Genomic DNA, 14,402 nt, shown 5'->3' on the forward strand with positions numbered 1-14,402 from the left:
GTGCCGGGCCCCGAGGGAGGGGGCCCGGCACGGTTCTCACTGCTGCGGCGTGTACCAGCTGGCCAGGCCCTTCTGGAGTTCCTCGGTCGCCTTCTGCGTGCTGAGGTCCTCGTTGAGCATGAGCTGGAGCACGCGCCACACCTCGTCGTCGAACGGGGGAGTGCCGGCGCTGAGCCGGTCGAGGCCGAGGCGCGGGGTGAGCTTGGCGCCGTTCTTCAGGTCGGCGAAGGCCTGCGCGAGCGGGTTGGTGTACGTCACGGGCTGCTTGGCCATGGAGAAGAAGCCGGGCAGCTTGTTGACGTACAGCTCCAGGAACTCGGGGGTGGCCGTCCAGGCCAGGAACTCCTCGGCGGCGGCCTTGTTCTTGCTGGCCGCGCTGATGCCGATGGCCATGTCGGGCATCTCCTGGAGGTAGCGGTCACCACCGGGCACGTCGGTCGGCGGGCCGAAGACGCCGACGTTGAGCCCGTCGACGGCGACCTGGTTGATGTTCCAGGAGCCGTCGGGCAGGATCGCGGCCTTGCCGAGCGTGAACAGCTGCGTCATGTCCGGGTACTTCAGGCTCTCGAAGCCCTTGGGCAGGTAGGGCTTCCACGCGGCGAACGCGTCGAAGGCCTTCTGGAAGTCGGGGTCGGTGACCTTCTTGGTGCCCTTGATCAGGCCTTGCCGGCCCTCCTCGCCCTTCCAGTAGACCGGGCCGATGCTGTAGAGGCCGTTGTACGCGAGCTGCCACGACTCCGACGAGCCGACCGCGAGCGGCGTGTACTTGCCGTTGTCCTTGATCTTCTTGAGCACGGCCAGGAACTCGTCCTGGGTGGTCGGCACCTGCAGGCCCAGCTCGGCGAAGATGTCCTTGTTGTAGTAGAAGCCGGCCAGCACGGCGGCGGTCGGCAGGCAGTAGCGGCTGCCCGCGTCGTCCGACCACGGGTCGAGGGCCAGCGGCTCGAACGCCTCCAGCATCGGCTTGCCGTCGAGCTTCTCGAAGTAGCCCTTCTTGATCCACGAGCGGTTCACGTCGTAGGGCCGGCAGGTGATGAGGTCGGGGCCGGTGCCGCCGTCCACCTGCGACTGGATCGCCGCGTTGTACTCGTTGGTGTTGGTGGCGGCGAACTTCACGTCGATGTCCGGGTGGGACTTCTCGAAGGCGGGGAGGATCTCGTCCTCCCACATCGCCAGGTCCTCGGTGCGCCAGCTGCCCAGGGTGAGCACGGTCTTCTCCCCGGCGGCGGCCGGGGCGGCGCTCCCGCCGGTGGTGACAGGTGTCGCCGACGGCGCGCAGGCCGCGGTCAGGACGGCAGCCGCTGCCGCGACCAACGCAACGGATGCACGTATTGCATGCATGGGGTTGCCTCTCGCTTCGTTGTCATCGCGTGGCTCCCAGAGCGAGACGCGGACGGCCGTGGCTCGCGTCGGGACATCTTTCTCATGAAGGCCAGCGCCTGATGCGGCAGCGTACACAGACGACCTGCGTGGTAACAAGAGGTATTGCTTTGGTTTACGGTGATGCTACCTTTCGAACCACGGCGTGCCCTTTGCCGCCTGGAACCGCGTCCGGAGGACCAGATGATCGGTGTCGGCCTGCTCGGTGCAGGGTTTATCGGTGAGTGTTATGCCGACGCACTCGACGACGTGAAGGGTGCGGAGCTCGTCGCGCACTACTCCCGATCCCCCGAGAGGGCCGCCGCTTTCGCCGCCCGACCGGGACGCAACACGAGACCACACGAGACCATGAAGGCGTTGTGCGAGGACCCGGCCGTGGACCTCGTCGTCGTCGCGCTGCCCAACGAGGTGCACCTGGAGGCGGTGCGCCACGTGGCCGCCGCCGGCAAGGGCGTGGTGTGCACCAAGCCGCTCGCGCGCACCGGCCCCGAGGCCGAGGAGATCCTCAAGGTGGTGACCGACGCCGGCATCTGGCACGGCTACGCCGAGAGCTCGGTCTTCTCGCCCAACATCGCCAAGGCCCACGAGATCGTCGAGGCCGGCGGCATCGGCGACGTGCTCTGGATGCGCGCCCGCGAGGGCCACTCCGGCCCGCATGCCCCCCACTTCTGGGACGCCGAGACGGCCGGCGGCGGCGCGCTGCTGGACATGGGCTGCCACACCGTCGAGTCGGCCCGGCACTTCTTCGGCAAGGACAACCCGGTCGTCGAGGTCTTCGCGTGGGGCGCGACGCTGGCCCACAAGGACAAGACCACCGGCGAGGACACCGCCATCGCGCTGCTGAAGTTCGCCGGCGGCCAGGTCGCCTCGATCGAGTCGTCGTGGGTGGAGAAGGGCGGCATGCAGCTGCGCCACGAGTTCGTCGGCAGCGCCGGCCGCCTGGTCACCGACACCGCCTCGACGCCCGTGTGGGGCTTCATCACCCAGCCCGTCGGCTACCTGGTGGAGAAGGCCGACGCGGACACCGGCTGGGTCTACCCGGTGCCGGAGGAGACCCGGGCCTACGGCTTCTCCCAGCAGATGCGGCACTTCGTCGACTGCTTCGCGGCGGGCGAGACGCCGCTGGAGACCTTCGACGACGGCGTGGTCGTCAACCGGATCATCGACGCCTGCTACCGGTCGATGAAGACGGGCCGCTGGGAGCCGGTTCAGCACAGGGCCTAAGGTTCGGTGCATGTCCGAAACGCCGTCACGGGTGGAGCTCTCCCCGTTCACCGTCGCCGACCAGGACGAGTTCTGCTCCCTCGTCGCGGCCAGCGCCGGCCTCCACACCCCGTGGATGCAGCTGCCCGCGACCCCCGAGGCGTTCCAGGACTGGATGCGCCGCTTCGACGGCGGCGCCAACCTGGGCTTCCTGATCCGGGTCAGGGAGACCGGCGCCGCCGCCGGCATGGTCAACATCAACTCGATCATCCGCGGGCGGTACCAGGGCGCGTCCCTCGGCTACGCGGCGTTCGCGCCGTCGGCGGGGCGGGGGTACATGACCGAAGGCCTCACCCTCGTCCTGCGGTACGCCTTCGAGGAGCTGAGACTGCACCGGCTGGAGGCCAACGTCCAGCCGGGCAACACGGCGTCGCTGGCGGTGGTCCGGCGTCTGGGCTTCCGGTACGAGGGCCTGTCGCCCGACTACCTCTACATCGACGGCGCCTGGCGCGACCACGAACGCTGGGCCGTCACCGCGCCGGCCCCCTGGACTCCCGACCCTTCTCTCCCGGACGTCTAAATGTTATATGGCCGGACCTCACAGCGCTTTCTGTGTGATGTTAACTCCCTTGCATGACGGTCCGGAAACAGCATGCGAAAAAAAGTGGCGACGGTAAATTGAAAGTGCGTCGACCGCGGCTCACACTCATGGTCAAGGAGGCCTGACCCCTCAAATTTGGAGCCGCAATGGACCGAGCCGTAATCGGAATCCACAAGCGCCGGAAAACGACGCTCCGCCGCGTCGCGTCCGTCACCGTCGCCCTGCTCTCCGTGGCGTTCCTGTGCGCCCCGCCCGCCACCGCCGTCGCGCTGCCGACGCCGAAGGACCTGACGGCGTACCTCGACCTGGAATGCTTCAAGACCAGCCAGTACCAGCCGCCGGCCACCACGCTCACGCTGCGGCACATCAACCCGGTGCTCGCCAACCTGCCGATCGAGACCGTCACGCTCGGCCCGCGCGAGCAGCTGTGCGTCCCGGTCGCCAAGAACAACCAGGTGCCGCCGTCGCCTGCGCTCGACTTCATCCGCTTCATCGATCTGGCGTGCTACCGGATCTCCGGCACCACCGTGAACACCGGGTTGGTCCTCAGCCACCTCAACCCGTTGTTCCAGGGCTTCCCGCGCACGCAGATCAGCATGAACTCCCCGCAGCAGCTCTGCGTGCCGGTCATCAAGAACAACGCGATCCCCCCGGACGACGTGCTGAAACTGGTCCGGCACATCGACCTGAAGTGCTACGGCATCCAGCCGAACGCCGCGCTCGGCACGCAGCTCGGCCTGCGCCAGCTCAACCCCGTCCTGGTACCGGTGATCCCCAACCACGCCGCCCAGGTCACCTACGCCCGCCAGTTGTGCGTGCCGGTGCAGAAGGCCGGTGACAACATCCCCGCCGAGATCTTCAACATCGTGCGGTGGATCGACCTGGAGAAGTTCGACCTGAACGTCGCCGCCACGCCCCAGGTCGGCCTGACCCTGCGGCACATCAACCCCGTGCTCGCCAATCTCCCGCCGGAGCAGGCCGTGCTGACCGGCGCCAACCAGTTGGCCCTGCCGGTCGCCAAGAACGGCGCCTTCCCGCCGGGCTGACCATATAGATAAACGCGGAGCCCTTTTCCCGTGAAAGGGCTCCGCTGTTTCTCCGGTAATTGCAGGCGATGAATTACCGTGCCCGGGCGAGCAGCAGGAGGAGGAATCCGGCGACGGCCATCGCCGTGCGGACGAGATGGAGGTTCCACCATTCCGCCCGCGCCCGCGCCCAATCGACCGGCAGCAGGTCGGGATTCCACGAGTCGGCGAGCCGGTTCAGCGCGTCGAGGCGCGTCACCGTGAGCACGATCACCGCGACGACCAGCACCACCGCGCCGACGCTCAGCCAGAACCCCGGCCCGCCGCGCGAGTAAGCCATGACGCACGTCGCCGCCATCAGCGCCAGGCACGTCAGCAGCAGCACCGGCATGGCCCGCCCGTAGTCGGCGTTCAAGGTCTGCCAGTAACGCACGTAGGCGGGGCCCGGCAGCGAGCGCAGCGACGGCGCGAGCGCGGTGAACACCAGGCCCCCGGCGAACACCCCGAGCAGGGCCGTCGCCCCGGTCCGGACGGCTTCGAACATCGGCACCCCCCATAATCGACTGGAAGCGCACCATTTCATTTGAATCGATTAAAGTCAATATGTGGGTGACCGATGAACCAGAAGCGCCGGTACGTCAGCGGCGTCCGCCAGGAGAACGCGCGCGCCACCCGCGAGCGCATCGCCGCGGCGGCCCGGACCCTCATGCTCGAACGCGGTTACGCCGCCACGACCATGGCCGACGTCGCTCGGGCGGCGGGCGTGGTGGTGCAGACGCTCTACACGTCGAGCCCCGGCGGCAAGCCCGGCCTGGCCAAACTGGTCTGGGACGTCACCCTCGCCGGTGACGCCGAGCCCGTGCCCCAGAGCGAGCGTCCCCAGGTGCGGGTGATCATCGCCGAACCCGACCCGGAGAAGAAGCTCGCCGCCTACGCCGCCATGGCCGTCGAGATCTACGAGCGGGTCGGCCCCGTCCACCGCGTCCTGCGCGCGGCGGCGGCCACCGACGCCGGCCTGGCCGACCTGCTGGCCACCACCGAACGCCAGCGGCTGACCGGCGGCCACGGCCCGGCGGCCCACCTGAAGGAGGTCGGCGCGCTGCGCGACGGCCTGACCGTCGAGGAGGCCGCCGCCCACATCTACGCGCTGACCTCCCTTGAGGTGTTCGAGCACCTGACGGAGATCGCCGGCTGGACCCCGGAGCGGTGCCGCGACTGGTTGTCCCGCGTGCTCCGCGACACCCTCCTGGCCTGACGCCTAGACTGCGGCCGTGATCACGACTCCCACCGTCCGGCTGGCACACGGCGCCGACATGCCGCGGCTCGGCCTGGGCACCTGGCCCATGAACGACGCGCAGGCCGAACGTGCCGTCGCCACCGCGATCGAGGCCGGCTACCGGCTCATCGACACGGCCGAGGCCTACGGCAACGAGACCGGCGTCGGCCGCGGCATCAAGGCCTCGGGCATCGCCCGCGAAGAGCTCTTCGTCACCACCAAGTTCGACCGCCGCTGGCACGGCCGCGACCTGGTCCCGCAGGCCTACCAGGCCAGTCTCGACCGGCTCGGCCTCGACTACGCCGACCTGCTGCTCATCCACTGGCCCAACCCGGGCCACGACCGCTACGTCGCGGCCTTCGAGGGGCTGGTCGACCTGCTGCAGGACGGCCGCCTCCCGGCGATCGGCACCTCGAACTTCAAGCCGGCCCACCTCGACCGCCTCATCACCGAGACCGGCGTGGTGCCCGACGTCAACCAGATCCAGCTCAGCCCGGCGGTCACCCGGGACGAGGCGCGCGCCTACCACCAGTCCCACGGCATCGTGACCGAGTCGTGGTCACCCCTGGGCGGCCAGGGCGCCGACGTGCTGAACCGGCCGGAGATCGCGGCCGTCGCCGAGGAGGTCGGCCGGACGCCCGCGCAGGTGATCCTCCGCTGGAACGTCGAGCTCGGCCTGGTGACCATCCCGAAGTCGTCGAGCCCCGAGCGGCTCCGCGAGAACCTCGCGGTCTTCGACTTCAGCCTCACCCCGCAGCAGATCGCCGCGATCAGCGCCCTCGACCAGGGCGAGTCGGCGGCCGTCGACTCCGACACGTTCGGCCACTGACCGCAGGCCGCTATCCCGCCGGCTGTGCCGTCGGCGGGAGGGCCGCGGCGACGCAGTCGAGGACCCGGCGCAGGCCGTGCCGGAACTGGTCGTCGCGGCTGAGGTGGGGCCGGCGGGCCTCCATCACGATCTTGGTGAAGATCGGGTAGTCCCCGCTCTTCACCAGCCGGTCGACGTGCGCGTGGCCGCGCGCCATCCACTCCGCCTCGCTGAGCCCGCTGCGGCGCAGCTCCTCGGCCGCGCTGATCTCCTCGCGGACGGCGCCCTCGACGTAGCCGTTCAGCAATGCCATGAGGCCGAGGTTCTCGTCGATGGGGACCAGCGGATCGAGCACCCCCATCAGGCGTTCGATCAGCAGCAGCTGGTTGGGGCCCAGGCCGGGGAGTGAGCGCTGCACGGCGGCGATCCACGGATGCGCCCGCCACATGGCCCGGAGCCCGTCGGCGTAGCGGGTCAGGTCGGCGCGCCAGTCGCCCGAGGGCACACCCGTGAGGTCGATCTCGCCCATCAGCCGGTCGGCCATGAGCTCGATCAGGTTGTCGCGGCTCGGGACGTACCGGTAGAGGGACATCGCGCCCGCGCCGATCTCGGCGGCGATGCGCCGCATGGTGGCGGCCTCCAGCCCTTCGGCGTCGGCGATCCGGATCGCGGCCTCGGTGATCTGGGCGCGGCTGTAGACGGGTTTCGGCCCCCGGGCGGGGCGCTCGGGCAGCGTCCAGATGTTCACGTACTCGGCGTCGCCCACCGTCTCCTCCTCGCCAATTGCGTACATCGTACTCGGTGGCCTAACCTGGCCGCAATTGCGTACAACGTACTCAGTGGAGGGGTCATGACAGATGCGATCGTGGTCGCCGAAGGGCTGCGCAAGTCCTTCGGCGGCGTCCACGCCCTGCGGGGCCTGGATCTGCGGGTCCGGAGGGGAACGGTCTGCGCGGTGCTCGGGCCCAACGGCGCCGGGAAGACGACCGCCGTGCGGGTGCTGGCGACGTTGTCCGCCCCCGACGCCGGGCACGCCCGCGTCGCCGGACACGACGTCGTCCGCCAGGCGGGGGAGGTCCGCGCCCGGATCGGGCTGGCGGGCCAGTACGCCGCCGTGGACGAGAAGCTCACCGGCCGCGCCAACCTGCGCATGTTCGGGCGCCTGTCCCACCTGTCCCGGCGTGAGGCGCACCGGCGGGCCGACGAGCTGCTCGACCGCTTCGGCCTGACCGAGGCCGCCGACCGGCGGGTCGGCGGCTACTCCGGCGGCATGCGCCGCCGCCTCGACCTGATCGCCAGCCTCGTCCGGCGTCCGGAGGTGCTCTTCCTGGACGAACCCACCACCGGCCTCGACCCGCGCGGCCGGGGCGAGATCTGGGACGCGGTCCGCGAACTCGTGGCCGACGGCACCACGGTGCTGCTCACCACGCAGTACCTCGACGAGGCCGACCGGCTGGCCGACGACGTCACCGTCGTGGACCACGGCCGGGTGATCGCCACGGGCACCCCCGACGAGCTGAAGGCCACGATCGGCGACCGCCTCGACGTCGTCGTCGAAGACCCCGCCGCCCTGCGCCCGGCGGCGGCCGTGCTCAGGGGCCTGGCCGGAACCGACCCCACCACCACCGGCGACGACCGGCTCAGCGTCGCCCTGCCCGGCGGCGGCCTCCGGCTGGCCGGTGTCGTGCGCGAACTCGACCGCGCCGGGGTGGCCGCCGCCGACGTGCGGCTGCGCCGTCCCACCCTCGACGAGGTGTTCCTGCGCCTCACCGAGGAGCCGGTCCGATGACCCGCCTGCGGTGGGCCTTGGCCGACGGGCTGACCCTGGTCGGCCGCGAGCTGGGGCGGCTGCGGCACGACCCCGGCGAACTCGTCGCGGCGCTGATGTTCCCGGCCGTCATGGTGGTGCTGTTCGGGTACGTCTTCGGCAGCGCGATCCAGGTGCCGGGCGGCGGCGACTACCGCGAGTACCTGATGCCCGGCCTGTTCGCGATGGTGACCTTCTCCTCGGTGATGGGGGTCATGACGCGCACGGCCGCCGACGCCTCCCGCGGGGTGATGGACCGCTTCCGCTCCCTGCCGATGGCACGCTCGGCGGTGCCGTTCGGGCAAACCGGCGCCGACCTGCTCGTCGGCCTGCTGATGCTGGCCGTCATGGTGGCCGCGGGCCTGCTGGTGGGATGGCGGGCGCACCTCGGGCCCGGCCCGGCGGCCCAGGCGGTGCTGCTGATGGTGGTGTTGCGGTACGCGCTGGCGTGGGCGGGCGTCTACGCGGGCCTGGCGGTGCGCGACGACCGGGTCGCCGACGCGCTGGTGCCGCTCTTCCTGCCGTTCACGATGGTGTCGAACGCGTTCGTGCCGACCGGCGGCATGCCGGGCTGGTTGCGCTTCCTGGCCGACTGGAACCCGGTGAGCGCGCTCACCGCCGCCGCGCGGGAGCTGTTCGGCAACCCGGGCGCGCCGGCCGGAGACCCGGCGTGGCCGCTCGCGCACCCCGTGGCCGCCGTCCTGCTCTGGTCGGCCGCGCTGCTGGCGATCTTCGTGCCGCTGTCGCTGCGTGCCCACCGGCGCTGAGAGCGCTCTCGCCCTGACCTGCATCGGAGAGATTAACGTCTCGGTAATCGGTCAGAAACATTGACGGGCGGCGTTTCGGGCACTAGTTTCCGCGCAGAGAGCGCTCTCTGCGAGAAGCGGTCCCACAGACCTCACCCCCCAACGCACACCGCCAGGTCGTCCCCCACGGAGGAAGAATGCACCAGCCCATCGGGGCTCAGTCACCCGGCACCTCGCCGCCCGGCCGCCGCCCCGCGTCGCGGTCGCTCGTGGTCAGCGTCGTGTTGGCGATGATCGCGGCGACGCTCGCGTTCGTGGCCAGCACCCCCGCCGCCCAGGCGGGCACCGTCGGCGCCGGGTCGTACGCCGACACGCTGCCGGCCGGTCGCGCCCTGCCGTCCGGTTGCGGATCCTTATCGACCAACCCGCGTCTCTACGTCACCGCCAACGCCCCGGCCGGCGCGGTCCCCACCAACGACTGGTGGTCGTCGCTGCTCTGGAAGCGGTTCGACTGCGCCTACAGCGAGCCGCTGCACGCCCACCCGACCTCCTACGACACCTTCGCCGGCGGCCTCGGCTTCTCCTACAACACCACCGCCACGATCACCGGCTCCGCGACCGGCGTGGGGGAGTTCCACTACCCGTACGTGCAGAACATCCTGGTCGGCGTCACCGGCCTGAACTCCCCGGACACGAAGGTGGACGGCTGGACCGACTGGACGGTCTCCCCGTACTGGAGCGACGGCACCCGGACCCTTCGTGCCACCATCGGTCACGGCCTGCCCTTCGCCTACTTCACCAAGACCGGCGGCAACGCCCAGATCACCACGAGCGGCACGCCGACCGTGTGGTCCAACAGCGGCGGCACCATCGGGTTCACCGTCAACGGCAAGGACTACCTCGGCTTCGCCCCCAGCGGCTCGACCTGGACGGTCAGCGGCACCAGCATCACCTCGACGCTGAACGGCCAGAACTACTTCTCGGTCGCCGTCCTGCCGACCACGCCGTCGACCCCGGCCGCGACCCGCACCAGCCTGGCCAACACCTACGCGCAGTACGCCCACGCGCACGTCACCGGCACCCGGGTGTCCTACTCGTACAACCCGGCCACCGCGAACGTCAGCACCACCTACACCTTCACCACGACGGCCCGTGAGGGAAGCGCGAGCGGCACCGTCATCGCGCTCTACCCGCACCAGTGGAACTACCTGACCGGTTCCACCCCGCTGACCGAGACCTACGTGTCGGCGCGTGGCCAGATGAAGGTCGTCACCGGCACCTCGTTCAGCACCACGATGAAGTTCCAGGGTGTGCTGCCCGAGATCCCGGCCGTCGCCGACAACGCCGGCGGAGACCTGACCACCATCACCAACTACCTGAACGCGGAGCTGGGCGACCCCACGGCGGGCCTCGGCGACGACACCTACTGGACCGGCAAGGGCCTGGGCCGGGCGGCGCGCATCGCCGAGATCGCCGACCAGCTCAACCTGACCGCCGTCCGCGACTCGGCGCTCAACCGGATCAGGACCCGGCTCACCGACTGGTTCACCGCCACCCCGGGCAAGACCAGCCGGGTCTTCTACTACAACCAGCCCTGGGGCACCCTGCTCGGCTACCCGGCCTCCTACGGCTCCGACCAGGAGCTCAACGACCACCACTTCCACTACGGCTACTACATCGCCGCCGCGGCGACGCTGGCCAAGTTCGACCCGACCTGGGCGACCAACGCCCAGTACGGCGGCATGGTGGACCTGCTGATCCGGGACGCCAACAACTACGACCGCAACGACACCCGCTTCCCCTACCTGCGTGACTTCGACATCTACGCGGGCCACGACTGGGCGGCCGGGCACGGCGCGTTCGGCTCCGGCAACAACCAGGAGTCGTCGTCGGAGGGCATGAACTTCGCCAACGCCCTCATCCAGTGGGGCCAGGCGACCGGCAACACCGCCGTCCGCGACGCGGGCGTGTTCATCTACGCCACCCAGAGCGCGGCGATCCAGGAGTACTGGTTCGACGTGCGCAACCAGAACTTCCCGGCGGCCTTCGGCCACAACACGGTCGGCATGGTCTGGGGTTCCGGCGGCGCGTACGCCACCTGGTTCAGCGGCGAGCCCGAGATGATCCAGGGCATCAACATGCTGCCGATCACCGGCGGCCATTTCTACCTCGGCGAGTGGCCGGCCAACGTCCTGATCAACTACAACGAGCTGGTCACCAACAACGGCGGCCCGCCGACGGTCTGGCAGGACATCATCCAGGAGTTCCGGGCCCTCGCCGACGGACCGGCCGCGCTGGCGGCCTTCCAGGCCAACCCGAACTTCACCTCCGAGGAGGGCGAGAGCAAGGCGCACACCTTCCACTGGCTGCGCAACCTGGCCGCGCTCGGCACGGTGGACACCACGGTCACCGCCAGCCACCCGCTGGCGAAGGTCTTCGTCAAGAACGGGACCCGGACCTACGTGGCGTCCAACATCACGAGCAGCCCGCTCACGGTGACCTTCTCCAACGGCACGACGCTGACCGCGCCGGCCGGCAAGACCGTCACCTCGGGCCTGTTCACCTGGAGCGGCGGCAACGCGTCCGGCGGCGGCACGTCCTCGCCCAGCCCGTCGCCGTCCCCGTCGCCTTCGCCGAGTCCGTGCGCGACCACGCTGCTGTCGCAGGGCCGCCCGGCCACCTCGTCGAGCGTCGAGGCCGCCTACACCGCCGGCCTGGCGGTCGACGGCAACGCGGCCACCCGCTGGGCCAGCGCGTTCAGCGACCCGCAGTGGATCCAGGTCGACCTGGGCTCGACGCAGACCATCTCGTCGGTGCAGCTGACCTGGGAGGCCGCGTACGGGCGGTCGTACCAGATCCAGACCTCGACCAACGGGACCACCTGGACCGACGTCTACAGCACCACCACCGGCGACGGCGGCACCGACAACCTGACGGTGTCCGGCTCGGGCCGCTACGTGCGGGTCTACGGCACGGCGCGCGGCACCGCGTGGGGCTACTCGTTGTGGGAGTTCAAGGTGTACGGCGGCGGCGCCGCGTGCCCCAGCCCCTCGCCCAGCCCCTCGCCCAGCCCTTCGCCCTCGCCCGGCGGCCCCTTCTCCGCCAACCGCTACCCGCAGTCGAACGGCACCCTGCCCGGGACGACGGGCTCGGCCGGCACGGTCACGCTGGCCGCGGCCAACGGCAACCGTGACGGCACCCCGACCAACGCCGCCGTCTACAACGCCACCGGCCTGACCGCGGCCTACAGCGGCGCGGCCACCACGTTCGACCTGTTCGTGGACGCCGGGACCAACGTCGGCAACGCCACCCAGGTCAGGGTCTCCTACGACCTGACCGGCAACGGCAGCTGGGACCGGGTGGAGACCTACACCTACTTCGCCACCGACCCGGTGGCCGGGTGGGAGCACTACACCCAGGCGGCCGGGGTGAAGTCGGCCACCGGCGCGCTCGGCAACCTGGCGAACGGCTCGGTGCGGGTCGAGGTCTGGAGCGCGATCGGCTCCACCACGACCAACCTCGGGATCGGCAACCAGAGCGTCATCCGCCTGCCCTTCGCGTAATCCCCTGACGGCGGCGGTCCGCACGTGCGGACCGCCGCCCTCACTCTTGCCAGACTTCGTCTCGTCGGCTTATCTCTTAGGAAAGTTTCTTTTTATTTTCGGAGAGGAAGCCTAGTGAGAAGACGTGCTCTTCGGATGGGGATCGTCGCGCTCGGCCTGACCGCCGTCACCCTCACCGCCACCCCCGCCCACGCCGGCGTCGTCGGCTACTACCCCAGCAGCGTTTCGTGCGAGGCCGCCGGGCAGCGCGGCCTCGGCGCGGTCTGGCCCTGGTACAGCTGCTATCCGTCGGGCAGCGTCTGGGCCCTCTGGGCGCCCGGCTTCTAGCGCCCGGAACCGGGGGCCGTCTCTCCGGGGGAGAGGCGGCCTTCGGGAACCTTTGCCTTCGGCACCGGGAAAGCGGACATTTCGGTGGGAATCTCTCTCCTTGTTCGGAGAAACCCACACCGGGAGACCGCTGATGCTGAGTAAGGCCCGTTTGCCGCTGGTTGTCCCGCTGGGTGTGGGAGTCGTCATGGTCGGCATCACGGCGCTCGGAGCGCTGAAACCGGGACGGGGCGGCGTGCCGGCCAGTGCCGTGATCAAGAACACCCAGGGCCAGACGGTCGGCTCGCTCCAGATCGAGGACGCCGGGAACGGCAAGTCCAAGGTCACGGTCAGCGTGACGAGCCTGCCGGCGGGCTACCACGGCTTCCACGTGCACGCCAAGGGCGTCTGCGACCCGCAGTCGAAGGACCCCGCCACGGGCAGCCCCTTCTTCAGCGCGGGCGGTCACTTCGACCTCGGCTCCCACTCCCACGACCACCACACCGGCGACCTGCCCAACCTGCTGGTCGGCGCGGACGGCACCGGCACCGCCTCGGCGGTGACCGACCGCTTCCAGGTGGCGCAGCTCTTCGACGCCGACGGCAGCTCCATCATGATCCACGCGCTGGCCGACAACCACGCCAACATCCCCGACCGCTACCGGAACGAGGCGGGCCAGAAGGGCCCGGACGCCGAGACGCTGAAGGCCGGCGACTCCGGCGGGCGCATCGCCTGCGGCGTGATCACCCGAAGCTGATCAAGCGGGGCTCGTTCTTTTCATTACGCGAAAAAAGCCCTTCCGAATGGCGTCGGAAGGGCTTTTTATGCGGACGGGTCAGACGCAGATGGCGTAGACCTTGAGCTTGACGGTCCTGTTGTTCTCGATCGCGACACGAACCGCCCAGCTGTTGCTGTTGCCGTTGACGGTCGGCTTGCTCATGGCGACGTACTTGACGTAGTCGGTGCCGGAGGTGATGTCGTAGCCGCCGCCGACGACCTTCTTGCCCGGGTCGCAGGCGGTCAGGACGTAATCCGAGCTGCTGTCGACCGAGGTCTCGGTGCCGGTCTTGATGACCGGCGTGACGCCGCCGGCGGGGCCGGTCTCACCCTTCGGGCCCTGCGGTCCGGCGGGGCCGGTGTCGCCCTTCGGGCCCTGGGGACCCGCGGGGCCGGTCTTGCCGTCCTTGCCGTCCTCGCCGTTGGCGCCCTTCGGCCCGGCGGGGCCGGCCTCGCCCTTCGGGCCCTGCGGTCCGGCCGGGCCGGTCTCGCCCTTCGGGCCCTGGGGGCCGGCGGGGCCGGTGTCGCCCTTCGCGCCCTGCGGGCCGGTGGCGCCGGTCTGACCCTTGGGACCCTGCGGGCCGGTCTGGCCCTTCGGGCCCTGGGGACCGGTGTTGCCGGTCATGCCCTGAAGGCCCATCGGGCCCTGCTCGCCCTGGCCGCCCCACGTGATCTTCGTCTCGGTGGCGCGGCACTTGGTGGTCGCGTTCACGATGCGCGCGTACCGGGTCTTCTTGTTGACACAGGCGTGGATGACGGTGTCAGCAGCCGAAGAAGCGGTCGCCATGCTTCCGACGGCGAAAATCGAACCCGCGAGCGCGCCGACGGTCAAAATCCCGATCGTGCGTCCGCCCGGCAACCTGATAGCCACTGAATTTCCTTCCGATGAAAACAGCGTGTCCTCTGTTGC

At 70.1% G+C, this 14,402-nt stretch carries 14 protein-coding genes; 10 read left to right on the forward strand and 4 right to left on the reverse strand.

Annotated features, from left to right (window positions below; translation table 11 throughout):
• Positions 1-36 precede the first annotated feature (36 nt).
• The gene (locus GT755_RS32195; RefSeq protein ID WP_161483321.1) at positions 37-1,314 is read right to left on the reverse strand and encodes an ABC transporter substrate-binding protein; all 1,278 of its coding nucleotides are present in this window, start codon (positions 1,312-1,314) and stop codon (positions 37-39) included.
• A gap of 249 nt (positions 1,315-1,563) precedes the next feature.
• On the opposite strand from GT755_RS32195, the gene GT755_RS32200 reads away from it, so the two are divergent.
• The 3 genes from GT755_RS32200 to GT755_RS32210 all read left to right on the forward strand — a co-directional run bounded on the left by GT755_RS32200 (position 1,564) and on the right by GT755_RS32210 (position 4,230).
• On the forward strand, positions 1,564-2,604 hold the full coding sequence (locus tag GT755_RS32200; RefSeq protein WP_161483322.1) for a Gfo/Idh/MocA family protein: 1,041 nt from the start codon (positions 1,564-1,566) through the stop codon (positions 2,602-2,604).
• 10 nt (positions 2,605-2,614) lie between these two features.
• Positions 2,615-3,163 (forward strand): GNAT family N-acetyltransferase, encoded by a 549-nt coding sequence (locus GT755_RS32205; protein WP_161483323.1) that lies wholly within the window; start codon positions 2,615-2,617, stop codon positions 3,161-3,163.
• A gap of 167 nt (positions 3,164-3,330) precedes the next feature.
• Entirely contained in the window at positions 3,331-4,230 is a 900-nt protein-coding gene (locus GT755_RS32210; RefSeq protein ID WP_161483324.1) for a hypothetical protein, read from the forward strand.
• Positions 4,231-4,303: 73 nt separating this feature from the next.
• On the opposite strand, the gene GT755_RS32215 is transcribed toward GT755_RS32210, so the two are convergent.
• The gene (locus tag GT755_RS32215) at positions 4,304-4,753 is read right to left on the reverse strand and encodes an anthrone oxygenase family protein (protein WP_161483325.1); all 450 of its coding nucleotides are present in this window, start codon (positions 4,751-4,753) and stop codon (positions 4,304-4,306) included.
• A 72-nt stretch (positions 4,754-4,825) separates the two neighbouring features.
• On the opposite strand from GT755_RS32215, the gene GT755_RS32220 reads away from it, so the two are divergent.
• Positions 4,826-5,464 (forward strand): TetR/AcrR family transcriptional regulator, encoded by a 639-nt coding sequence (locus GT755_RS32220; protein ID WP_161483326.1) that lies wholly within the window; start codon positions 4,826-4,828, stop codon positions 5,462-5,464.
• 16 nt (positions 5,465-5,480) lie between these two features.
• Complete coding sequence (locus tag GT755_RS32225; protein WP_328794651.1) at positions 5,481-6,314, forward strand: aldo/keto reductase; 834 nt, start codon at positions 5,481-5,483, stop codon at positions 6,312-6,314.
• Between the two features lie 10 nt (positions 6,315-6,324).
• On the opposite strand, the gene GT755_RS32230 is transcribed toward GT755_RS32225, so the two are convergent.
• Positions 6,325-7,086: a TetR/AcrR family transcriptional regulator gene (locus GT755_RS32230; RefSeq protein WP_202610736.1), complete on the reverse strand. Its 762-nt coding sequence runs from the start codon at positions 7,084-7,086 to the stop codon at positions 6,325-6,327.
• A gap of 57 nt (positions 7,087-7,143) precedes the next feature.
• Between GT755_RS32230 and GT755_RS32235 the strand changes: the two genes are divergently transcribed.
• From GT755_RS32235 to GT755_RS32255, 5 genes are all read left to right on the forward strand, one after another.
• Positions 7,144-8,082, forward strand: a complete 939-nt coding sequence (locus tag GT755_RS32235) for an ATP-binding cassette domain-containing protein (RefSeq protein ID WP_161483327.1) — start codon at positions 7,144-7,146, stop codon at positions 8,080-8,082.
• Complete coding sequence (locus GT755_RS32240; RefSeq protein WP_161483328.1) at positions 8,079-8,867, forward strand: ABC transporter permease; 789 nt, start codon at positions 8,079-8,081, stop codon at positions 8,865-8,867. The genes GT755_RS32235 and GT755_RS32240 overlap by 4 nt, the downstream gene beginning before the upstream one ends.
• A gap of 176 nt (positions 8,868-9,043) precedes the next feature.
• Entirely contained in the window at positions 9,044-12,409 is a 3,366-nt protein-coding gene (locus GT755_RS40165; protein ID WP_161483329.1) for a glycosyl hydrolase, read from the forward strand.
• 135 nt (positions 12,410-12,544) lie between these two features.
• Positions 12,545-12,736, forward strand: a complete 192-nt coding sequence (locus GT755_RS32250; RefSeq protein ID WP_161483330.1) for a hypothetical protein — start codon at positions 12,545-12,547, stop codon at positions 12,734-12,736.
• 187 nt (positions 12,737-12,923) lie between these two features.
• On the forward strand, positions 12,924-13,472 hold the full coding sequence (locus GT755_RS32255; RefSeq protein WP_161483331.1) for a superoxide dismutase family protein: 549 nt from the start codon (positions 12,924-12,926) through the stop codon (positions 13,470-13,472).
• Positions 13,473-13,550: 78 nt separating this feature from the next.
• Here GT755_RS32255 and GT755_RS41430 read toward each other — a convergent pair whose 3' ends face one another.
• Entirely contained in the window at positions 13,551-14,363 is an 813-nt protein-coding gene (locus GT755_RS41430) for a collagen-like domain-containing protein (RefSeq protein WP_161483332.1), read from the reverse strand.
• Positions 14,364-14,402 lie beyond the last annotated feature (39 nt).

Source organism: Herbidospora solisilvae (genome assembly GCF_009901565.1).
GTDB classification, from domain to species: Bacteria; Actinomycetota; Actinomycetes; order Streptosporangiales; family Streptosporangiaceae; genus Herbidospora; species Herbidospora solisilvae.